General features: G+C 61.4%; 21 protein-coding genes, 1 tRNA gene and 1 pseudogene. 11 read left to right on the forward strand and 12 right to left on the reverse strand.

From position 1 onward, the window contains the following. On the reverse strand, window positions 1-693 hold the full coding sequence (lapG, locus tag PSH87_RS01535) for a cysteine protease LapG (RefSeq protein ID WP_207041063.1): 693 nt from the start codon (window positions 691-693) through the stop codon (window positions 1-3). A 292-nt stretch (window positions 694-985) separates the two neighbouring features. Between lapG and bcsQ the strand changes: the two genes are divergently transcribed. Next, complete coding sequence (gene bcsQ, locus PSH87_RS01540; RefSeq protein ID WP_017738338.1) at window positions 986-1,945, forward strand: cellulose biosynthesis protein BcsQ; 960 nt, start codon at window positions 986-988, stop codon at window positions 1,943-1,945. Window positions 1,946-2,187: 242 nt separating this feature from the next. Here the strand turns inward: bcsQ and PSH87_RS01545 are convergent, their stop codons facing one another. The 5 genes from PSH87_RS01545 to PSH87_RS01565 all read right to left on the reverse strand — a co-directional run bounded on the left by PSH87_RS01545 (window position 2,188) and on the right by PSH87_RS01565 (window position 6,391). After that, window positions 2,188-3,375: a methyltransferase gene (locus PSH87_RS01545; RefSeq protein WP_305432225.1), complete on the reverse strand. Its 1,188-nt coding sequence runs from the start codon at window positions 3,373-3,375 to the stop codon at window positions 2,188-2,190. Then, the gene (locus PSH87_RS01550) at window positions 3,356-4,045 is read right to left on the reverse strand and encodes an ABC transporter permease (RefSeq protein WP_025999969.1); all 690 of its coding nucleotides are present in this window, start codon (window positions 4,043-4,045) and stop codon (window positions 3,356-3,358) included. The genes PSH87_RS01545 and PSH87_RS01550 overlap by 20 nt, the downstream gene beginning before the upstream one ends. 38 nt (window positions 4,046-4,083) lie before the next feature. Further along, window positions 4,084-4,779, reverse strand: coding sequence for an ABC transporter permease (locus PSH87_RS01555; RefSeq protein WP_017738340.1), 696 nt, complete (start codon window positions 4,777-4,779; stop codon window positions 4,084-4,086). A gap of 72 nt (window positions 4,780-4,851) precedes the next feature. Then, window positions 4,852-5,604, reverse strand: coding sequence for an ABC transporter substrate-binding protein (locus PSH87_RS01560; protein ID WP_305432226.1), 753 nt, complete (start codon window positions 5,602-5,604; stop codon window positions 4,852-4,854). Between the two features lie 13 nt (window positions 5,605-5,617). Continuing rightward, window positions 5,618-6,391: an ABC transporter ATP-binding protein gene (locus tag PSH87_RS01565; RefSeq protein WP_017738342.1), complete on the reverse strand. Its 774-nt coding sequence runs from the start codon at window positions 6,389-6,391 to the stop codon at window positions 5,618-5,620. A 553-nt stretch (window positions 6,392-6,944) separates the two neighbouring features. Here PSH87_RS01565 and gabP point away from each other — a divergent pair. Further along, the gene (gene gabP, locus PSH87_RS01570; protein ID WP_305432228.1) at window positions 6,945-8,336 is read left to right on the forward strand and encodes a GABA permease; all 1,392 of its coding nucleotides are present in this window, start codon (window positions 6,945-6,947) and stop codon (window positions 8,334-8,336) included. Between the two features lie 132 nt (window positions 8,337-8,468). Here the strand turns inward: gabP and PSH87_RS01575 are convergent, their stop codons facing one another. Then, complete coding sequence (locus tag PSH87_RS01575) at window positions 8,469-8,882, reverse strand: hypothetical protein (RefSeq protein ID WP_305432229.1); 414 nt, start codon at window positions 8,880-8,882, stop codon at window positions 8,469-8,471. A gap of 19 nt (window positions 8,883-8,901) precedes the next feature. Then, the gene (locus tag PSH87_RS01580; RefSeq protein ID WP_370695289.1) at window positions 8,902-9,822 is read right to left on the reverse strand and encodes an alpha/beta fold hydrolase; all 921 of its coding nucleotides are present in this window, start codon (window positions 9,820-9,822) and stop codon (window positions 8,902-8,904) included. Window positions 9,823-10,047: 225 nt separating this feature from the next. Here PSH87_RS01580 and PSH87_RS01585 point away from each other — a divergent pair, with 225 nt between their 5' ends. From PSH87_RS01585 to PSH87_RS01600, 4 genes and pseudogenes are all read left to right on the forward strand, one after another. Next, window positions 10,048-10,242, forward strand: coding sequence for a stability determinant (locus PSH87_RS01585; RefSeq protein WP_078731168.1), 195 nt, complete (start codon window positions 10,048-10,050; stop codon window positions 10,240-10,242). Next, a complete protein-coding gene (locus PSH87_RS01590) occupies window positions 10,232-10,540 on the forward strand; it encodes a type II toxin-antitoxin system RelE/ParE family toxin (protein ID WP_256204495.1) in 309 nt (102 codons plus the stop codon). The genes PSH87_RS01585 and PSH87_RS01590 overlap by 11 nt, the downstream gene beginning before the upstream one ends. Before the next feature lie 42 nt (window positions 10,541-10,582). Further along, window positions 10,583-11,550, forward strand: a pseudogene (locus tag PSH87_RS01595) (arsenic resistance protein). Between the two features lie 77 nt (window positions 11,551-11,627). After that, complete coding sequence (locus PSH87_RS01600; protein WP_305432231.1) at window positions 11,628-13,226, forward strand: hypothetical protein; 1,599 nt, start codon at window positions 11,628-11,630, stop codon at window positions 13,224-13,226. A 224-nt stretch (window positions 13,227-13,450) separates the two neighbouring features. On the opposite strand, the gene PSH87_RS01605 is transcribed toward PSH87_RS01600, so the two are convergent. The 4 genes from PSH87_RS01605 to PSH87_RS01620 form a co-directional block, all read right to left on the reverse strand. Beyond that, a tRNA-Phe gene (locus PSH87_RS01605) sits at window positions 13,451-13,526 on the reverse strand. Between the two features lie 103 nt (window positions 13,527-13,629). Beyond that, complete coding sequence (locus PSH87_RS01610; protein WP_017738350.1) at window positions 13,630-13,902, reverse strand: oxidative damage protection protein; 273 nt, start codon at window positions 13,900-13,902, stop codon at window positions 13,630-13,632. Further along, on the reverse strand, window positions 13,899-14,966 hold the full coding sequence (gene mutY, locus PSH87_RS01615; protein WP_017738351.1) for an A/G-specific adenine glycosylase: 1,068 nt from the start codon (window positions 14,964-14,966) through the stop codon (window positions 13,899-13,901). The genes PSH87_RS01610 and mutY overlap by 4 nt, the downstream gene beginning before the upstream one ends. Continuing rightward, window positions 14,963-17,185: an AsmA family protein gene (locus tag PSH87_RS01620; RefSeq protein WP_305432233.1), complete on the reverse strand. Its 2,223-nt coding sequence runs from the start codon at window positions 17,183-17,185 to the stop codon at window positions 14,963-14,965. The genes mutY and PSH87_RS01620 overlap by 4 nt, the downstream gene beginning before the upstream one ends. Before the next feature lie 326 nt (window positions 17,186-17,511). Between PSH87_RS01620 and PSH87_RS01625 the strand changes: the two genes are divergently transcribed. From PSH87_RS01625 to hisA, 5 genes are all read left to right on the forward strand, one after another. Next, window positions 17,512-19,173 carry an OFA family MFS transporter gene (locus PSH87_RS01625; RefSeq protein ID WP_017738353.1) on the forward strand — a complete coding sequence of 554 codons (1,662 nt, stop codon included), beginning with the start codon at window positions 17,512-17,514 and terminating at the stop codon, window positions 19,171-19,173. Window positions 19,174-19,394: 221 nt separating this feature from the next. Next, window positions 19,395-19,988, forward strand: a complete 594-nt coding sequence (gene hisB / locus PSH87_RS01630) for an imidazoleglycerol-phosphate dehydratase HisB (RefSeq protein WP_003218037.1) — start codon at window positions 19,395-19,397, stop codon at window positions 19,986-19,988. Continuing rightward, the gene (gene hisH, locus PSH87_RS01635; RefSeq protein ID WP_305432235.1) at window positions 19,988-20,626 is read left to right on the forward strand and encodes an imidazole glycerol phosphate synthase subunit HisH; all 639 of its coding nucleotides are present in this window, start codon (window positions 19,988-19,990) and stop codon (window positions 20,624-20,626) included. Before hisB ends, hisH begins: the two co-directional genes overlap by 1 nt. Then, a complete protein-coding gene (locus PSH87_RS01640; protein ID WP_017738355.1) occupies window positions 20,627-20,884 on the forward strand; it encodes a DUF2164 domain-containing protein in 258 nt (85 codons plus the stop codon). Between the two features lie 39 nt (window positions 20,885-20,923). Then, window positions 20,924-21,661, forward strand: a complete 738-nt coding sequence (gene hisA / locus PSH87_RS01645; protein ID WP_003187784.1) for a 1-(5-phosphoribosyl)-5-[(5-phosphoribosylamino)methylideneamino]imidazole-4-carboxamide isomerase — start codon at window positions 20,924-20,926, stop codon at window positions 21,659-21,661. The last annotated feature ends 8 nt before the right edge of the window (window positions 21,662-21,669 follow it).

The raw sequence follows: 21,669 nt of genomic DNA on the forward strand, positions 1-21,669 counted from the left end.
TTAATTATCCGAACTGGCCGGAAACCCTTCGGCGGTCATTTTCTTCAAGACATCCTGCCAGCGCGACAGGCGCTTGGTGTCACCGACTTTCTTGTTGCCCGCCGCCCCGGTCAGCCACAACCCTTCACCGTTGAACGCGTAGACCGGCAGCAGGTCGGTGCGCTGGCTGGCGGGCAGGATCGGGTCCATCAGGCTGTCCAGGACCAACGGCATGGCTTCGGGGCTGGCGTAGTAGGTCAGCACCATGTGCGCGCGGTTCTGGCGCAAGGCCTTTACGTAGGTAATGCGCAGCTTGTCGGCCGGGATGCCGAGGTTACGCAGGCTGAAGTATTTGGCGATGGCGTAGTCTTCGCAGTCACCGGCGCCTTTCCACAGGGATTGAATGGGGGTCGCCCAGTAATCAATCTCGTGCCACAGGTCGATATCTTCTTCGTACTTCATCTGCCGGTTGAAGAACAGGTTGACCACTTTGAGTTGCTCAAGCTCGCCGATTTGCTTTTGCGTCGACAGCAGGTTTTGCCAGGCATCGATGCGTTGGCGCCCGGCGCCGAGTGGGCCATAGAGCGCCTCGGCGCGACGGCTGATCTGGCTGAAATCCCAATCGGCATGCAAATCGCCCAGCAGCCCGCCACCCAGCATCAGCGTGATGGCAAAACCGAACAGAATCCGGGGGATTTTAAAGCGTATCGCCACAGCTATACCCGAGCTTGCAGCCTGGAAGGTGCGGCAATGGTGCGGTGATAGCGGGTAAAAAACAATGGCACGGTGAAATCACGGGGCCAGAAATAACGGGATTTAAACGTCAGTAAATTGGCTGTTTTCCGCTCGTCCGAAAGAAGGCTGAGAATATCACCAAAATAATGACACCCCCTGATCTCTGTCACAAAATGGCCCAACGACAGCGCCTACAAAAAGACTGCGGTAAGCCCCTTGTTTTCTTGCCGACCTCCCACGTCTTTAAACGCGCCGTGAAGGAGCTCCGGCCATGAGCCGCACTGATGATCTGTTTGCCTTGTTCGGCAAGGGCGTGTCCCGCGACCCGGAAGGGCGCAACGCTCGACTGCACTTTTTCGGCACCATCCCCTTCGATGATGGCACTCGCGTGAATGCGAAGGACGGTTCGCGCTTCAGCGCCAACACGCCTTATGCCTACGAACACACCCTGCCTTTTGATTCGAATGCGCCGCACCCGAAGGTGCTGGCCGTGGTTTCCGTCAATGGTGGCGTGGGCCGCAGTACCCTGGTCACGGCTCTGAGCAGCGGTTTGCAGCGCCTGGGCGAGTCGGTGGTGGCATTGGACCTCGACCCGCAGAACGCCCTGCGCCAGCACTTTGGTGTGGGCCATGAGCTACCGGGTATCGGCCGCACCAGCTTGATCAATGCGCAATGGCAGAGTGTCTTGCAAGCGGGGTTTGCCGGTTGCCAGGTGATGCCCTTTGGCGACACCGATGTGCAGCAGCAGGAAAACCTCCAGCGCTGGCTCACCCGCGAGCCGACATGGCTGGCGCAGCGCCTGTCGGTGCTGGGCTTGAGCGAGCGCCAGACGGTGATCATCGATACCCCCGCTGGCAACAATGCGTACCTGCACCAAGCACTGAACGTCGCCGACATCGTGCTGGTGGTGGTCCAGCCGGACGCCGCCTGCCTCGGCACGCTGGACCAGATGGAGGCCTTGTTGGCGCCTTACCGTGAGCGCCATCACCCGCCGCGTTGTCACTTCGTGATCAACCAGTTGGATGAGCATTCGGCGTTCAGCCTGGACATGGTCGAAGCGTTCAAGCTGCGCCTGGGTGAACAGCTGCTGGATGTCGTGCACCGCGATCTGTCCTTCAGCGAAGCCCTGGCCTTTGGTTCAGACCCGCTGGATAACGTGGGCCAGAGCCTCGCCAGCGACGATATCAACGAGCTGTGCCGGGTGCTGACCAGGGCAAAAAACACGCCTTGAGCGGGCGCGTTATAGGCAAGATGCCAAATGCTTATGCACAATTGGTTGGTTGCTGACGGGGTTAAACAGCGATTCTGTGGATCTGTTCTCAACACGTCGCAACTACCTGTTTTACGTGTGTTTTATTTTGTGAACAAAAAATGATCAGCCTGGCTTTTGGCCGCTAACGCAGACGGCTACAGGCGCTGTAAAGAATTCATCAACAGAGTTATCCACAGGATTGGGTGCGACAATCTTGCCCTCTAATCGCGCTCGGCAAGCACCATCAAGTTGCGCGGCGTCAATGCCGCTTCGCAAAAGCTGCCGACATCGACCCTGTAGCCGTTTTCGCGCAGAAACAGTGCCCGATCCAGCACCAGCCATAGCTCCAACGGGCGCCGAAACAGACCACGCAGCAATTCCAGGTTTCTGACCTCGGCAAGTCGCCGCCAGCCGTGCGCCTCCAGCGCCAGCCAATCCTGCCTGCCTGTGGATAACCCTTTGAGCGCCGCCAGTTCCCGGCAGTAGTCGGCGAAGGGTTTATCCAGCCAGGCACTGGGCAGTGAAGGGGTGGGCAAGTAGTCGTCACAGCCGCGCAGTTGCCGTTGCAGGTGATCGAAGCCCAGGCGCCGCGCCATGGAGATGTCGCGTTGGCGGCGCACGCGGGCGCCGGCGGTGACGGTTTCGCTGAGGGGCAGGCCAAGGTCGTCGATTGACAGCTGCAATGCCGACGCCTGGCCTGCGCTGGACAGTGCTTGATAACGCTCTGCGCCGATGCGGTTGTAGCAGCAGGGCGCCAGGGCCAGTTGCTTGCAGCCGGCGCTGCTGGCCAGTTGCAGCAGGCGCACGTGCAGGTCACCGCAGGCGTGCAGGGCAACGAGCGTGTGCTCGGCGCTGAGCGTGACGTCGGCCATCACATCTTGCAGGCGATGGGTCACGGGCAGGCCGTGGTGTTCGCTCAAGGCCTGGCCGGCGGCGATCAGGGCGGGGTCATATTCCAGGCAGGTCAGGTGTTGCCCGGTTTGCAGCAGGCGGCGGCCGAGGTGGCCCTTGCCGGCGCACCAGTCCAGCCAGTGTGTCGGCGTTGCGGCAAATCCCAGCGCCGCGCCGAAGGCTTCGATCTGTTGCCATTTGCGCCCGGGCACATCGACATTCAGGCGATGGCGGGCGGGCTCAAGGGGCATGGTCGGTAACTTATCCACAGCACCGAGCGCCAACGCCTGGCTGGCCAGCTGTGGAAAAGGTGCGGGCGCGGGTAAGTCATGGGGATGGTTGTGGGCGGTTTCGGCGTCGGCCAACGAACGTTGGCGCAGCCACTGGGAGAGCGCGGGGTGTTCGGCTTCCCAGGGTAATTGCCGGTGGGTGAAGGGCCGTGGTCGCCACAGCCCTTGGTGTTCGATCAGGAATGTATCCAGCGCTTCAAAGCGCGCTTCAACGTCCCTGGCACGCATCGACGCGCAGCCAGCGTTCCAGCAGCTTGAAGCCGCGCACCAGGATGTAGGCCATCAGCAGGTAGAACAGGCCAGCGGCAAAGAAGATCTCCACCGGCAAGTAGGTGCGGGCGATGATCGTACGGGCCATGCCGGTCAGTTCGAGCAAGGTCACGGTACTGGCCAGGGCGCTGGCCTTGAGCATCAGGATCACTTCGTTGCTGTACGCCGGCAGGCCGATGCGCGAGGCGCGCGGCAGGATGATGTAGAACAGCGTCTTCGGCTTGGACATGCCCAGGGCGCGCGCCGCTTCGATCTCACCGGGCGGGATCGCCTGGATCGCGCCGCGCAGGATCTCGGCGATATAGGCGGCGGTGTGCAGGGTCATGGTGGCGGTGGCACACCAGAACGGATCGCGCAGGTACGGCCACATGAAGCTCTCGCGCACCGCATCGAACTGCGCCAGGCCGTAGTAGACCAGGAACAACTGCACCAGCAGCGGCGTGCCCCGGAAAAAGAAGATGTAGGCGTAGGGCAGGGCGCTCACGTACCAGCGTCGCGAGGAGCGGGCGATACCCAGCGGAATCGCCAGCAGCAGGCCGGCGATCACGGCGATGGCCACCAGCTCCAGGGTCAGGATCGCGCCCTGGGCCAGCTTGGGCAGCCACTTGATGATCACGGCCCAGTTCAGGCCCAGGTCGAAATGCGCCAGCCAGCTGTAGTCGCCGCTCATTGGGTGCTCCTTGCAAAGCCGCGGGCGGCGCGTTTTTCCAGGAAATGCATGGCGGTCATCGCCAGGACGGTGAGGCCCAGGTACATGAAGGCCGCGACCATGAAGAAGGTGAAGGGCTGCTTGGTCACGGTCACGCCGATTTGCGCGTGGCGCATGATTTCTTCCAGGCCGATCACCGAGACCAGCGCGGTGTCCTTCATCAGGATCATGAACAGGTTGCCCAGGCCCGGCAGGGCGATGCGCCACATCTGCGGCATGATCAGGCGGGTGAAGATGCGAAACTTCGACAGGCCCAACGCCACACCGGCTTCGCGGTGGCCCTTGGGAATGGCGAGGATCGCGCCACGGAACACTTCGGTGGCGTAGGCGCCAAAGCACAGGCCCAGGGCGATGACCCCGGCGGCAAAGGCGCTGAGGGACAGGTCGGGGTTGCCGAAGAACTCGCCGAGGGCACGCATCAGGTTGACCGTGCCGAAATAGATCAGCAGCACCCACAGCAGTTCGGGAATGCCGCGAACGAGGGTCGAGTACGCGCCGCCAAGCCATTGCAGCGGCTTGTACGGGGACGTCTTGGCCAGGGCGCCGGCCAGGCCGAGCACCAGCCCCAGGCACAGGGCCGTGAGCGCCAGTTTGACGGTCATCAGCGCGCCAGCGGCGAGCGCGGGGCCGAATCCGTAGAGATCGAAATTCATGGTGTTTTCATATCGCAAGGCATTGCTAAAAGCCGACGCGCCCGGGTGAGCGCGTCGGGCATACCGTTCAGATCATTCGATGCTGAAAGGGAAGTACTTGTCGTTGATCTTCTTGTAGGTGCCGTCTGCCTTGATCTCTGCCAAGGCTTTGTTTAGGCGCTCGCGCAGCGGATCGCCCTTGCGGACGGCGATGCCGATCTTGTCGCTTTCTACAACCGGGTCGCCCTTGAACTCGTAGGCGGAACCGTCTTTGCTCTTGAGCCATTCGTACTGCACGTACTTGTCGGCGAGCATGCCGTCGAGGCGGCCGGAGATCAGGTCGAGGTAGGCGTTTTCCTGGGTGTCGTAGAGCTTGGCGGTGGTGTCCGGCAGCTCGTCTTCCAGGTAGGTACCGGCCAAGGTCGCGCGTTGGGCGCCGATGATCTTGCCCTTCAGGTAACCGGCGTCGGTCTTGAAGTCCTTGGTGGCTTTCGGCGCGATGAACTGCAGCTTGTTGGAGTAGTACGGGTCGGTGAAGTCGACGGCCTGCTTGCGTTCATCGGTGATGGACAGCGAGGACACCAGGAAGTCGAACTTCTTGGCGTTCAGGGCCGGGATGATGCCGTCCCAGTCGGACACGTACACTTCGCACTTCTCGACTTTCATCTTGGCGCACAGGGCGTCGCCGATGTCCTTGTCGAAGCCCACGACGTTGCCGCTGGCATCTTTATTGTTGAAGGGCGGGTAAGCCGCTTCGATCCCCATCTTCAAGGTTTCTGCCATGGCCGTGGCGCTGAACGCCATCGAGACGGCCGCAGCCAGAAGGAATTTTTTATAGTTCTGCATGCATGTTGCTCCGTTAGCGGTTGCTGGACATGAATTGTTTGCAGCGCGCCGAAAGCGGGTTTTCAAATACCTGCTGTGGCGATCCTTGCTCTTCGACCAGGCCCTGGTGCAGGAACACCACTTCACTGGACACCTGACGGGCGAAGCCCATTTCATGGGTGACCAGCAGCATGGTGCGGCCTTCTTCGGCCAGTGCGCGGATCACATTAAGTACTTCCTGAACCATTTCCGGGTCAAGGGCCGATGTGGGCTCGTCGAACAGGATGACTTTAGGCTGCATCGCCAGGGTGCGCGCGATGGCGGCCCGTTGTTGCTGGCCACCGGACAATTGCGCGGGGTAGGCGTGGCGTTTGTCGCTGATGCCGACCTTGGCCAGCAGGGCTTCGGCCACTTCGATGGCTTCGGCCTTGCTCTGGCCGAGCACACGGCGCGGGGCCTCGATGATGTTGTCGAGGATGCTCATGTGCGGCCACAGGTTAAAGTTTTGAAACACAAAACCGATTTCGCTGCGCAGGCGGTTGATCTGCTTGCCGTCGGCGGCCATCAGCTCGCCGTTTTTCGCAGCCTTGAGCTTGAGCTCTTCGCCGGCGACCAGGATCTGGCCCTGGTGCGGGTTTTCCAGCAGGTTGATGCAGCGCAGGAATGTGGACTTGCCGGAACCGGAGGAACCCAGGATCGAGATCACATCGCCGTCGCGAGCGGTCAGCGAGATACCTTTGAGTACCTCCAGCTCACCATAGCGTTTATGCAAGTTGCGGATTTCAAGCGCGGGCGTGGCCTCGGCCATGTGCGGTCCTCATTGTGTTCGTTGCGTGCTTGCTGTTGGGCCGCCTTCCTGGCGAGGCGCCAAGCTAGCATAGCGTTTGAATGACAGCCAACAGCGCTGCGGACGGTTAACAGGTGGTCTGCGGCAGGGTGTCGCATCGGCACAGCAGCGTGTCGCGCCATCTACAACCGAACAGCCGTTTGAACCTGTAAACCGGCAGGCTTCGCGTAAAAAAGGGCGCGATGGTGCCAGCTTTGGCCGGGGGTTGGAAGGGTCAATCGGGCAAACGGTGCATATCAGCCCCGTTATGGCGCGTCACGTACTTTTTGTGTGTGTTTTTGGTGCGTGCTTTCGTTTAAAAGTGAGTCGCACGGTAACGCTATAGCGGAATTTCATTGTTCTCAATGGGTTGCGATGGCTGCTGGATTGTCCTACAGCCCGCGTCAATTGCGGGCTTGTAACATTTTGGCGCAAATCTTGCGTAAAAAATAAAGAACGCCCTGTTGGTTTCTTTTCACGAGAAAGAGCACAGGCCGGGCGGACCGTTTTCGCAATTCCTCGCAAAGGTGTGTCAATGAGTAGTACGCAAAGCTCCAATGACCTCGAACAGGGGCTCAAACCGCGTCACGTCACCATGCTGTCGATTGCCGGCGTCATTGGTGCCGGTTTGTTTGTTGGCTCCGGCCACGCGATTGCTGCCGCCGGCCCTGCGGTGCTGCTGGCCTACGCCGCCGCCGGTACGCTGGTGGTATTGGTGATGCGCATGCTGGCCGAAATGGCCGTGGCGTCACCGGACACCGGTTCGTTCTCGACGTACGCCGACCGCGCCATCGGTCACTGGGCCGGTTTCACCATCGGCTGGTTGTACTGGTGGTTCTGGGTCCTGGTGATCCCGCTGGAAGCCAACGCCGCCGCGACCATCCTGCACGCCTGGTTCCCGGATATCGCCATCTGGGCGTTCACGCTGGTCATCACCTTGCTGCTGACCGCGACCAACTTGTTCAGCGTGAAGAACTACGGCGAGTTCGAGTTCTGGTTTGCGCTGATCAAGGTCGTGGCCATCGTGGGCTTTGTGATCCTCGGCCTGGCCGCGATCTTCGGCTTCCTGCCGACCAGCCAGGTCAGCGGCGTTTCGCACCTGTTCGACACCCAAGGCTTCATGCCCAACGGCATGGGCGCGGTATTGGCCGCGATCCTCACCACCATGTTCTCGTTCATGGGCACCGAGATCGTCACCATCGCTGCCGCCGAATCGAAGAACCCTGGCCAGCAAATCACCAAGGCCACCAACTCGGTGATCTGGCGGATTGGTTTGTTCTACCTGTTGTCGATCTTCATCGTGGTGTCCCTGGTGCCATGGAACGATCCGACCCTCGCGGCCGTAGGTTCCTACCAGACCGTGCTGGAACGCATGGGCATCCCGAACGCCAAGATGATCGTTGATATCGTGGTGTTGGTTGCCGTGACCAGCTGCCTGAACTCGGCGTTGTACACCGCGTCGCGCATGCTGTTCTCCCTGGGTCGTCGCGGTGACGCACCGGCTGTGGCCAAGCGCACCAACAAGAGCGGCACGCCTTATTGGGCGGTGATGCTGTCCACCGGCGCGGCGTTCCTCGCAGTGTTCGCCAACTACGTGGCTCCGGCTGCCGTGTTGGAATTCCTGCTGGCCAGCTCCGGCGCAATTGCGCTGCTGGTGTACCTGGTGATCGCGGTGTCGCAACTGCGCATGCGCCAGAAGCGTACGGCGGCGGGTGAGAAGATTGTCTTCAAGATGTGGCTGTTCCCGGGCCTGACCTACGCGGTGATGGTGTTTATCGTCGGTACGTTGACCATCATGCTGTTCCAGGAAGCCCATCGGGTCGAGATTATTGCGACGGGTGTGTTGAGTTTGCTGGTGGTGGCGGCGGGGCTGATGGTGTCCAGTCGTCGCAAGGCGCAAAAGGTAGGCGCCGCAGTACTCAACTGACGGAATGCGTTCAAAAATGTGGGAGCGGGCTTGCCCGCGATGCAGGCACCTCGGTCTTACAGTGACACCGAGGTGATGCTATCGCAGGCAAGCCAGCTCCCACACAAGCCAGCTCCCACATTGGGTGTTGCGTCAGTCTGCCGAGCTGGTCAGGGCCTGGGACGCCGCCAGGTAATCCGCCTGGAACTCTGGCGATTCGATCCACGCCAGCGCAGTCGCTTCATCATCGCTATCCGTGGCCCACTGCCGATACTCGATCAGTGCCGCCAGGATAAAGTCAGTAGCTTCCTCTTCGCCTTCCTGCTCCAACACCAGCGCCAGCAATGGGTGCGACAGGAACGCTGCGCACAATGCCTGCTGGCTGGTCTCGCCCGCGGCGCGCATCTCGACGAACAGCTCGGTCAAATCCACTGACTCAAGGTCAATGCGGCTGTCATCGCCGGCAAACGCGTCCGGCTTGCTCGCGACGGCGCGCTGGGTGCGGTTTTGCTTGGCCTTGGTCTTGGCCCGTTGGGCGCGTTTTTGCTGCTTGTTTGGCGAGGCCATGGGTGTGACGTCCTAGGGTTCAGAGTGGGGTATTGAAGCGCAGCTTGGCGCAAATCCCAAGGGTATCTGTCGGTAATTGGCCGTTTCGCAGCCACGCCAATGCTATCGGCCACAATCGGTCCTGATACTCGCTACGGAAAAAGGCGAAATGCCCGACCTGTTTTTCGCCGATGTCCTCGGGCGCAATCCGCAGGTGGGTGCGCTCGCTGTTGGCGAAGTAGCCGAGCAGCCGCTCGATGGCTGCCACGGTGCCGAACGGATCATCAGTGAGGCTGATGGCCAGGAGCTGCGCCTTCACCCGGCTGAACGGCAGCTCACCCAGGTCTCGTCCGCTGGGCCTCGTTTCATAGCGGGGCGTCGGCGTGCTCCAGTCCCGCACCACGCCCGCGGGCGTGTCTTCCAGCCAGCCCAGGCGCTTGCCGGGGAAGTATCCGCAGAGGGCGGTTAGCAACGGCATCAGCACATGCCATTTGGCAACCATCTGCCAGCGCCCACGCGTTGCGTAGTCGCGCCAATAGGCAAACTGTGCGCCGACGGTAACGATGCGCCGGATCACCGCGCCCGAGGCGCCAAGGCCTGCCGCACAGCCGCCGAAGCTGTGGCCCACCACGTCGATTGGCTGCCCGGGAAACTCCCGTTGAGCGCGCCGCAGGATCGCCTCGAAGTCCAGCGTGCCCCAATCCGACCAGGACGCCTTGAAGCTGCGCAGCGAGCCGCTGCGGGATTCGCCGATGCCACGGTAGTCGTAGGTGATGACGTCAAGGCCGTTGGCAAACAGGTAGTCGGCGAAGCGCGAGTAATAGCGACAGCGCAGGGAAGTGGCGGCGTTGATGATGACGATGGGGCGTTCGAGGTCGGTGCGCGGGTGGCGCCAGGTGAAGCCGCCGAGGAGGTGGTTGTCGGCGGTGGGTTCTTTGAATGGGGTGCTTTGACTTGGCATGCGTGTCACATCGGGCATTCGCGAAGAGGCGTCATTCAAATTCATTGGGGTTCTGCCTTTAATCGTTTTTATTTTTTTAGTAACAGTTGGCCAGTTTGCCAGTACTTGTCCTGCCTTTGGTGGGTTCACTAATCTCGGCGCTCACTGATAGAGCCATACATCCGAGAGGAACGACACCCGACCATGGACCGATTAGACTGGCAGGCACCTAACTCGGAGGTCTCTATGAGCATCCCACTTTCTCCCATCGTTTCAGAGTTTGAAACAGAAGAGCAGGCTGCCAGCTACGACCGTTGGTTTCGGGCCAAGGTGCAGGCGTCGATTGATGATCCTCGCCCGAGCATTCCGCATGATGAGGCCATGGCCGAAGTCGAGAGGATGCTGGAAGAGAGGCGCAAGGCTCGCCGTGCTGCTCGTTAAGTGGCGGCCTGAGGCTATCGCCGCCCTGACCGATATCATTGATTATATTGAGCAGTACAACCCCGTTGCCGCTGCGACCCTTCACCGAAACATTGTGGCGGCCACTGAGGGGCTGTCTTCAATGCCCTACGGATTCAAGTGTGGTCGCTTGATCGGCACGCGGGAAATGGTTGTTCATCCCAATTATCTGGTGGTTTATCGAGTGCTGGAGCAAATCGAGGTACTGGCGGTGCTACACACCCGTCAGGAATATCCCTCTGACAAGCTCAAGCCTTACCACTCGACCTCTCGCCAATAGATCCATAGGCTTGTTGCCTTTGCGATCAGCTAGGGCGATGTCATGACCCGCGACACTCTCGAACACCATCAGATCCCCCTCTACTTCGTCGCTGTCCTCCTGGCCGCGGCCTTCGGCTTGCTCGTGCCCTCATCAGCCAGCGGCCTGGGCATGCTGGTCACGCCTGCCATCGCCGTGCTGATGTACGCGATGTTCCTGCAAATCCCGTTTCTGGACTTGCGCCAAGGCTTGGCCAACAAGCGTTTCCTCTCGGCCTTGCTGCTGGGCAACTTCATCTTGGTGCCCTTGCTGGTGTGGGCGTTGACCCGTGGCCTGGTGGAGCGCCCAGCGTTGCTGGTGGGGGGCGTTGCTGGTGTTGCTCACGCCGTGCATCGACTACGTGGTGGTGTTTACCCATATCGGCAAGGGCGATTCGCGGCTGATGTTGGCGGCGACGCCGGTGCTGTTGTTGCTGCAACTGGTGCTGTTGCCGGTGTACCTGGGTTTGATGCTGGGGGCGCAATCGGGCGTGGCGGTGGCGGCGGGGCCGTTTGTCGAGGCGTTCGTGCTGTTGATTGTGCTGCCGATGATCCTGGCGGTGCTGACCACCTCCCTGGCACGGCGATCCTCGGTCGTCAGCGCGTGGAGCAACGCCTGGGCCTGGCTGCCGGTGCCGGCGATGGCGTTGGTGCTGTTCGTGGTGATCGCGTCGCAAATCACCTCGGTGGTGCGTGATATCGGCCTGTTGGTGCCGGGTGATCCCTGTGTATGTGGGCTTCCTGGTGTTGGCGCCGCTGATGGGTATGTTGGCCGCGCGCCTGTTCGCGCTGCCTGCGGCGACGGCGCGCGCGGTGACGTTCAGCGCATCGACGCGCAACTCGTTGGTGGTACTGCCTTTGGCATTGGCGCTGCCTGAGGATGTACGCGGGTTGGCGGCGACGGTGGTGATCCTGCAAACCTTGATCGAGCTGGTGGGTGAGTTGATCTACATCCGCCTGATCCCGGCGTTGGTGTGGCCCGCGCGGCGGTAAGTGTGTGTCTGTTCAGGCGCTATTCAGCAGGAGGGTCGGCAACATAGGTCGGCGCCCTTCACCTGACAGGTCAACCGATGGATCACCGCAACCGTTTTCGCCTGGAGTCCATGGGCATTTTCCTGCTGGCCTTATTGCTGTTTACCTTGGGCATCTGGGATCAGCAGCCCCAGGGCTTTGACGGGCGCTGGGCGCTGTTCCTGCAAGAAATGTTTCGCCACGGTGTGAGTTTTTTCCCGACGACCTATGGCCAGCCTTACGCGGACTATCCTGGCACCGCGACCTTCTTCAGTTTTGTTTTTGCCCGGCTGTTCGGTGCGCCCAACCACCTGGCGAATATCCTGCCTACAGCGCTGGCGTCCGCAGGCGTGGTTGCCTTGATCTATCGCCTCCTAGTCCCGTCGAGTCGCCAATGGGCACTGCTGACGGTGCTGCTGACGCTGCTCACCGCGCAGTTGCTCGATAAGTCGCGCTCGGTGTGCCTGGATCAGATGGTGTCGCTGTTGTGTGTAGGCAGTTTCTACCTGCTGCACACCGGCGAGCGCCTGGGATCGCGGTGGCGCCAACTGGCAGTGTTCCCCTTGTTTATTCTCGGCTTTGCCATTCGTGGGCCGTTGGGGTTGATCGAAATCTGTGGGGTGGTGTGCGTGTACTGGGCGTTGAGTCGCCCCGGGCAGCGGGTCAGGCAGGTGCTGATCCACGGCGCGGTTGGCCTGCTGTTGTTGGCCGCGTGCTGGTGGCTGCTGGTGAAGCTGGCGCGGATCAGCGGCGGTGATGCCTTTGCCGATGAGGTGTTCAAGATGCAGGTCGGCGGGCGACTCGATGAAAGTGGCGAGCCGTTCTATTTCTACTTCCAGTTGAGTGTGTACCGCTACTTCCCGGTTGTGCCGCTGGCGCTGGCAACGTTGGTCGCGCTGCGCCATCGCTGGTCTGAGCGGTTTGTGAGTGACGATGTGCAATTGGTTGTACGGCTGGGAGCATGCGGCCTGATGATCCTGCTCGGGCTATCGGTGCCGCACTTCAAGCGTGCTTATTACATCTTGCCCATGGTGCCGCTGTTTGCTGCTGTCGCCGCCTATGGGCTGCTCCAGGCGCAAGGTTGGCTCGTTGGCGTGCGCAGGTGCTACGAAGGGCTTGTCGCGGCGCTACCGACGTTGTGCGTGGTTGTAGTCTTTGTCTGTCGGCATGGATGGCAGAAGCACGGATACTGGCCGGACGTTTCGTTGCCGCTGTTGATTGGCGCGTTGTTGATTTTGCAGGTGGCGGCAGTGATCGCCTGGCATCGGCTGGTGTGGCTCAGTGCAATCGCCTTGGTCGCGCAATGGTTGGTGCTGGTGACCGTGGTCGATCGCGCCAAAGATCTGCAATTCGACACCCGCACCTTTGTTGGCCAGGTAGAGGCACTTCGCGTCACACAGCCGGGGCCGTTGGTGTTTCTCAATCTGGGTCGTGATACCTGGGCGGTGCGTTACATGATGAACCTGGACCACGATGAGCAGCCGCTGTTTGTCAGTGCCGGCGAGGTGGAGCGGCTGGGCGCGTTGCCACGGCCTGCATGGGTGATCGTGGCGCGCAAGGAAACGGCGTTGCTGGCGGGGACGCCGCTGGAGCATCAGGCGCCGGTGTTCAGTGGGCGGTTGAATGACAATCCGTTGATGGTGTTTTTGCTTAGGTGACGATGCTGGAGGATTTCTCTAACTGGGCGAAGCGTTATCTCAAAAAGTAAGTGGCGTAGCCCTTGTGGAATCAGCTTCGAGGCCGCTGCAGATAAATTCACTATCTCTAAATCGCCACTCGGATAAGTGAAATTTCTGCACAAAATCGCAGACAACAAAAAACCCGCACTAGGCGGGTTTCTTGTGTGTTTCAGATGATGTTCGCACCACCTAAAACTAATTAGTGGTGCCCAGAGACGGAATCGAACCGCCGACACGGGGATTTTCAATCCCCTGCTCTACCGACTGAGCTATCTGGGCAACGGGGCGCATTAAACGGGTTTTTCAGGGGGTCGTCAAGCAAGTTTTCAAAAAATATTTAATTATTACCGTCGCTTACGTGCCGACCCCGGTTTTTGATCAATTATTGAGCAGGCGGCACGTAGCCGTCGGCCTTGGCGTAATCCTCGCCGGAAAAGAACTTGTCCATTTCGCCCGCCAGGTATTTGCGGTCTTCGGCGTTCATCATGTTCAGGCGTTTTTCGTTGATCAGCAGGGTCTGGTGTTTCAGCCAGTCGCCCCAGGCGTTGGCAGAGACGTGCTCGAAAATGTCCTGGCCCTTGGCGCCCGGATACGGAGGACGTTCCAGGCCTGGCAGTTCTTCTTTGTACTTGCGGCACATTACGGTGCGGGTCATGACGACACTCCTGCATTCAAAACGTCGGCCGCGCGCTTCAGCAGTTTCTTGACCGGGGCGGCAAGGCCCAGGCGCGGCGGGGTGGCGAGGTTATACCAGAGCCAGTCGGCCTCGGCCACGTGATGGGCGGATTCCTCGACCTGCACCAGCCAGGGCTCGATGGCCAGCTGGAAGTGGCTGAAGGTGTGGATCAGCCCCGGCAGTGCCTGTGGCTTGCCCAGTTCCAGCGCGTGCTGGTGGGCGAGGTGTTCGAGGTCTTGCAGGTCGTCCAGCTCCGGCAAGCTCCACAGCCCACCCCATAGCCCTGTCGATGGGCGGCGGTAAAGCAGGATCGCGCCCTCGGCATTCGCCAGCATCGGCATCAGCGTGCGCTTCTGCGGGATGGTCTTGCGCGGCTTGGGGATCGGGTAACGCGTCTCCAGGCCGAGCATGTGGGCTTCGCAGCCTTTTTCCAGCGGGCACAGCAGGCAGCTGGGTTTGCTGCGGGTGCAGAGGGTGGCGCCCATGTCCATCATCGCCTGGGTGTAGGCGTTGACGCGATCATGGGGCGTGAAGCGCTCTGCGGTGGCCCACAGCTGCTTGGCCACCTTGGGCTCGCCCGGGTAGCCCTCTTGCGCGGTAAAGCGCGCCAGCACGCGTTTGACGTTGCCATCGAGGATCGGCGCGCGCAGGCCCATGCTCAGGCTCGCGATTGCGCCAGCGGTGGACAGGCCGATGCCCGGCAGCTCGGTGAGTTTTTCCACGTCCCGGGGAAACTCGCCGCCGTAGTCGGCCACGACAATCTTCGCGGTCTTTTGCAGGTTGCGTGCGCGGGTGTAGTAACCCAGGCCGGTCCACAAGTGCAGCACTTCGTCTTCCGGTGCGGCGGCCAGGGCTTCGACCGTCGGCAGCGAGGCCATGAAACGGTCGAAGTAATTGAGCACGGTGCTCACCTGGGTCTGTTGCAACATGATCTCCGAGACCCACACCCGGTAAGGCGTGATGCCCTGTTGCCAGGGCAGGTCATGGCGACCGTGGCGGTCGTACCAGTCCAGCACCGCCGTTGAAAACTGCTCGTTTCTCATCGTTTGAACAGGCCTTTGAGCGCGTCTTTGAGCTGCGGGTTGACCTTGTCGAGCTTCTCTTCAAGTTTGTCGCTGAGCTTGTTGCCCGCCGCCTTGATCGCGACCTGGCCGAGGCCGTCCTTGTCCAGGCGGCAGGCCTTGGCGCCCAGTTCCAGCGGGCCACGGCAGCGCAGCGGCACTTCGATGCCCTGGAAGTTGCTGCCCACCTGGCAGGCCGGGTCTGGCACGGCGCGTTGGTCGCCTTCGACGAGGATGCCCACGCGGTAGTCCATGCCCAGCACGCGCAGGTCGATGTCACCGTTGCCGTTGACCGTCAGGCCCGGGATGCGCACTTTCAGGTCCGGGTTGCTGGCCACGCCGTTGCGGAAGGTCAGGTTGCCGCGCAGTTCCTGGAACGGCGTGTCCTTGCCCTGTGGCGTGCTGCTCAAGGTCTTGCGGTTGAGCAGGGCGATGCCGGTGCACAGCTGTTGCTCAAGGTTGGCGTTGAGCAGCACGCCGTTGTTGATCACAAAGCTGGCGGTGCCGTTGAGGCTGTCGATCAGGGCTTTCTGGCTGTTGCCGCGGCCGCTGAGGTTGCTGTCGAGGGTGATCTGGCCCTTCACCGGTGGCGTTTGCCCCTGGGCTTGCAGGATGCGTTCGACCGGCACTTGCCTGATCTGGCTTTGCAGCGCCAGCAGCGGGGTATCCTGGCGTACGTCGAGGCTGCCGTTGGCCTGGAAGGTGCCGTTGTAGAGGCCGCCGCTCAAGGTGTTGAGCTTGAGTTGGCCGTCGATGCCAGTGGCCTTGAGCACGGCGTTCTGGATCGGCAGCTTGCTCAGGGTCAGTTGGCCGAAGGCCAGGTCGGCATCCACGTCCAAGGTGCGCAGGCGCGTCAGTGGCAGCAGCTTGTCGGTGCTCCAGGCGCCCTTGGTGGGTGCGTCCGGCAGCGGCGTGGTGCCGCCGGCGGCCATGGCCCCGGCTTCGCTGCTCTGCACTTCGGCCTGGCGCGCGGCGGAGGCGCCTTTGGCGGCTTCGGACTTGGCCGGCAAGTAGTTGTCGGCGTTGAAGCTATCGCCCTTGAGTTGCACGCGCAGCGACTGCTTGGCGAAGTCATCCACGGCAATGCGACCGGTGAACGTGCTGCCGTCGACCTTCAGGTTCAGGTCGTCCAGGGCCACGCGGGTCGGTGTGCCGCTGAGGCGGCTGACCAGCTCGACCTTGCTCAGGCTGCCCTCGGCCATCGGCGGCAACGGCTGGCCGACGCTGTCGAGGAACTTGGCCAGGTCAAACTGGGCGATGGACAGGGCGCCGCTCAGTTGCGGAGTCTTGTCGAGGTCGTTGACCTTCAACTCGCCCAAGGCGCGCAACTGGTTGGCCGACAGCTTCAAGTTGGTCCATTCGGCGACGTTCGCTGCCAGATCCACCAACAACTGCCCCTGGGTGGAGAAGGTCACGGTCTTGCCTTGCAGTGGCTCGCCGGTGGCTTCGCCGCTCAGGCGCATGTCTTCGAACTGGTAGCGCTTGAGCGCACGCTGGATGCGCAGGTTGCCGTTGAGCTCGGTCTTGACGCGCATCACCGGCTGGTTGCTGCCGAAGAACGCGGTGAGCTTCACGGGGATGCTCGCACCGTCGTGGATCGCGCCGGAACTCAGCTGGATGCTTTCGGCGCTGAATTGCTTGCCGGTCTGCTCGTCGTTGTATTCGACGCGGGCGTTGTTGATGGTCAGGCTGTCGATGTCCAGGCGGATCGGCTGTGGCGGCTTCTCCGGCTTGGCCTCGGCAGCGGGCTCGGCCGGCGTGGCGGCTGGCGCGGGTGTTTCGGTGGACGCGACAGGCGCGTTCTTGCCGATATCTTCCCAGTTGCCGTGGCCCTGCTTGTCGCGGTTGAGGCGCAGGTTCAGGCCTTCGACACGCACGTCGCTCATCTGCACTTCGCGGCGCAGCAGCGGCAGCACGCGGACCGACAGGCCGAGCATTTGCAGGTCGGCGAACGGTTGCGTCGGGGTGGTCAGGGTGGCCACGCTGGCTTCGTGCAATTCGAGGCCGAGCCAGGGGAACAGGCTCCAGCCGATGTCGCCATTGAGCGTCAGCTCGATGTGGGCCTTGTCGCGGGCAATCTGGCGAATCTCGTCTTTATAGTCGTTGGGATCGAAGAGGTGGGTCAGGGCAAAGCCCAGCGCCACAATGATCAGCAACAGCCCGAGAAGTACCAGACCCAGGATTTTGCCGAACGCTTTCATGGGCGAGTCCTTGTATGTCGATTTCAAAATTTAGCCGAAGAGTATAACGCCCGTAACCGTACGTCAGTTCCCTCATCGTTACATTGTATCCAGGCCCAGCAAAACGGGAATTTGGCGTCAAACAAAACAGATATCCCGAAAAAGGTGATGTCAGTTTGGTTTTTCTGTCATCCACAGGTGCTAATCTTCGCCGGTTCGTCTGCCTTCTGCGACATAGCGTCGCGCTCAAATGGAGCTTTACTCAACAACAACGGCCAACGCTCTGCGTGCAAGGCCGAGGGAGAGAGCGCCTGACGAACACATACTAATAACTGGGGGAAACACCAATGAGCACTAGCACTGCGGCAGCTTCAACTGCCGCACAGCCTGCGTTCCTGTCCAAGGAGCGCATCATCGCCAAGCCCGGCTTCAACCGCTGGCTGGTTCCGCCGGCCGCGTTGGCCATCCACCTGTGCATCGGCATGGCCTACGGTTTCTCGGTGTTCTGGCTGCCGTTGTCGAAAGCGCTGGGCGTCACCAAGCCGCTGGCCTGCGCGCCAGACATGAGTTTTATCGCGCAAATCTTCTCGTCCCAGTGTGACTGGCCCATCTCCATGCTGGGCTGGATCTACACCCTGTTCTTCATCTTCCTGGGCTGCTCGGCAGCGATCTGGGGCGGCTGGCTGGAACATGCCGGGCCGCGCAAGGCCGGCGTTGTATCGGCGCTGTGCTGGTGTGGCGGCCTGCTGATCTCGGCGTTGGGCATCTACACCCACCAGATCTGGCTGATGTGGATCGGCTCCGGGGTCATTGGCGGTATCGGCCTGGGCCTGGGCTACATCTCGCCCGTGTCGACCCTGATCAAGTGGTTCCCGGACAAGCGCGGCATGGCCACCGGCATGGCAATCATGGGCTTCGGCGGCGGCGCCATGGTGGGCGCCCCGTTGGCAGCGGCATTGATGGGCCACTTCGCCACGCCGGACAGCGTGGGCGTATGGCAGAGCTTCCTGGTGATGGCGGCGATCTACTTCGTGTTCATGATCGGCGGCGCCTTGTCCTACCGCGTTCCGCCAACCGGCTGGAAGCCTGAGGGCTGGACCGCGCCGGCGAAAAAAGCCAGCAACGCGATGATCACCCACCGTCACGTGCACGTGAACGTGGCCTGGAAAACTCCGCAATTCCGCCTGGTGTGGCTGGTGCTGTGCCTGAACGTGTCTGCCGGTATCGGCATCCTCGGCATGGCGTCGCCCCTGCTGCAGGAAGTGTTCGGCGGCAAGCTGCTGGGCGTGGATGTGCCGTTTGGCCAGCTGGATGCCGGTCAACTGGCGTCCATCGCGGCGATCGCGGCGGGCTTCACCGGTCTGTTGAGCCTGTTCAATATCGGTGGGCGATTCTTCTGGGCGTCGTTCTCCGACTACCTGGGCCGTAAAAACACCTACTTCGTGTTCTTCGCCCTGGGTTTTGCCCTGTACGCGCTGATCCCGAACCTCGGTCACCTGGGCAACGTGTCGCTGTTCGTGGCGGCGTTCTGCATCATCCTGTCGATGTACGGCGGTGGTTTTGCCACGGTTCCGGCTTACCTGGCCGACCTGTTCGGTACGCAGATGGTCGGTGCGATCCACGGTCGCCTGCTGACCGCCTGGGCAGCGGCGGGCGTCTTGGGCCCGGTGTTGGTGAACTATCTGCGTGAGTATCAGTTGAGCATCGGCGTTGAACGCGCTGCGGCCTATGACATCACCTTGTACATCCTCGCTGGCCTGCTGGTGCTGGGGTTCATCTGCAACCTGCTGGTGCGTCCGGTGGCCGACAAGTACTTCATGACCGACGCCGAACTGGCCGCCGAGCAAGCGCTGGGGCATGACAAAGGCGCCGACGCCAGCACGTCCCTGGAGTGGAAAGCCGCGCCAGGTACTGTGCCATTGGCGATTGCCGCCTGGCTGGTGGTGGGTATTCCGTTGGCGTGGGGTGTGTGGGTGACCCTGCAGAAGACGGCGGTACTGTTCCACTAACACCGCAAAAACCCTGTGGGAGCGGGCTTGCCCGCGATAGCATCACCTCGGTCTGTCTGAGTGACCGAGGTGCCTGCATCGCAGGCAAGCCAGCTCCCACAGTTGTATGCACATGTCTATCCCCGACACTCCATCAGTCTTATCCCCTCCGATGTTTCTGTTTAGCGCCCGCGCCCCTATAATGGCTGCCTTTTTCGCCCAATGATTTTGCGGAGCTGGTGATGGCCGAACGTAAGGCGTCCGTCGAGCGCGACACTCTGGAAACCCAGATCAAAGCCTCGATCAACCTGGATGGCACCGGAAAGGCCCGATTTGATATCGGTGTACCTTTTCTTGAGCACATGCTGGACCAGATCGCCCGTCACGGGCTGATCGACCTGGATATCGTCAGCAAGGGCGACCTGCATATCGACGACCACCACACCGTGGAGGATGTCGGTATCACCCTCGGCCAGGCGTTTGCCAAGGCCATCGGCGACAAAAAAGGCATCCGTCGCTACGGCCACGCCTATGTCCCGCTGGACGAAGCGCTGTCGCGTGTGGTCATCGACTTCTCCGGCCGCCCAGGCCTGCAGATGCACGTGCCCTACACCCGCGCCACCGTGGGCGGCTTTGACGTCGACCTGTTCCAGGAATTTTTCCAGGGTTTCGTCAACCACGCCCTGGTCAGCCTGCACATCGACAACCTGCGTGGCACCAACACCCACCACCAGATCGAAACCGTGTTCAAGGCTTTCGGCCGCGCCCTGCGCATGGCCGTGGAGCTGGATGACCGCATGGCCGGGCAAATGCCCTCGACCAAGGGCGTCCTGTAATGCAGACGGTCGCGGTTATCGATTACGGCATGGGTAACCTGCACTCGGTGGCCAAGGCCCTCGAACACGTAGGTGCCGGCAAGGTGCTGATCACCAGCGATGCAGACGTGATTCGCGAAGCCGACCGGGTGGTATTCCCCGGCGTTGGCGCGATTCGCGATTGCATGGCCGAGATCCGCCGCCTGGGCTTTGACAGCCTGGTGCGTGAAGTCAGCCAGGACCGTCCGTTCCTCGGCATCTGCGTGGGCATGCAAGCCTTGCTCGACCGCAGTGAAGAGAACGACGGCGTGGACTGCATCGGCCTGTTTCCGGGCCAGGTGAAGTTCTTCGGCAAGGACTTGCACGAAGACGGCGCCCACCTGAAAGTCCCGCACATGGGCTGGAACGAAGTCAGCCAGACGGTGGATCACCCCCTGTGGCATGACATTCCGGACCTGGCGCGCTTCTACTTCGTGCACAGCTACTACATCGCCGCCGGCAACCCGGCCCAGGTGGTGGGGGGCGGGCACTACGGTGTCGATTTCGCCGCCGCGCTGGCCGAAGGTTCGCGCTTTGCCGTGCAGTTCCACCCGGAGAAGAGCCATACCCATGGCCTGCAGTTGCTGCAGAACTTCGCCGCCTGGAACGGGCGCTGGTAAATGGCCAAGAAGCCGAAGCTGCCGCTCTTGAACCTCACGCCCGAACAGGAGAGTGAGGCTACCCTCAAGATCAAGCGGTTCATGGAAGATCGCTTCGAGCTCAAGCTTGGCTCGTTCGAGGTCGCCGAGATCCTCGAACTGTTTACCAATGAAGTGGCGCCGCACTATTACAACCGGGCGATTTTCGATGCACAGACGCTCCTTAAAGAAAGGTTCGAAAGCATCGAAAGCGACCTGTGGTCGCTTGAGAAACCCTGATTTCCCAAGCATTGCTGAATATCGAATAAGGTTTGCCAGATGCTGATTATCCCCGCTATCGATCTCAAGGACGGCGCCTGCGTCCGTCTGCGCCAAGGCCGTATGGAAGACTCCACCGTGTTCTCCGATGACCCGGTGAGCATGGCTGCCAAATGGGTGGAAGGGGGCTGCCGTCGCCTGCATCTGGTGGACTTGAACGGCGCCTTCGAAGGCCAGCCGGTCAACGGCGAAGTGGTCACGGCCATCGCCAAGCGCTACCCCAACCTGCCGATCCAGATCGGTGGCGGTATCCGTTCCCTGGAAACCATCGAGCACTACGTCAAGGCGGGCGTGAGCTACGTGATCATCGGCACCAAGGCCGTGAAAGACCCGGCATTCGTCGCCGAAGCCTGCCGTGCGTTCCCGGGCAAAGTGATCGTGGGCCTGGACGCTAAAGACGGTTTTGTCGCCACCGACGGCTGGGCTGAAATCAGCACCGTGCAGGTGATCGACCTGGCCAAGCAGTTCGAAGCCGACGGCGTCTCCGCCATCGTTTATACCGACATCGCCAAAGACGGCATGATGCAGGGCTGCAACGTACCGTTCACCGCCGCGCTGGCCGCCGCGACCAAGATCCCGGTGATCGCTTCCGGTGGCATCCACAACCTGGGTGACATCAAGTCGCTGCTGGACGCCAAGGCCCCCGGCATCATCGGCGCCATCACCGGCCGTGCGATCTACGAAGGCACCCTGGACGTCGCCGAAGCCCAGGCTTACTGCGACGCCTACAACGGCTGAGGACTGAC

It is taken from the genome of Pseudomonas sp. FP453 (assembly GCF_030687495.1).
In the GTDB taxonomy this organism is placed as follows: domain Bacteria; phylum Pseudomonadota; class Gammaproteobacteria; order Pseudomonadales; family Pseudomonadaceae; genus Aquipseudomonas.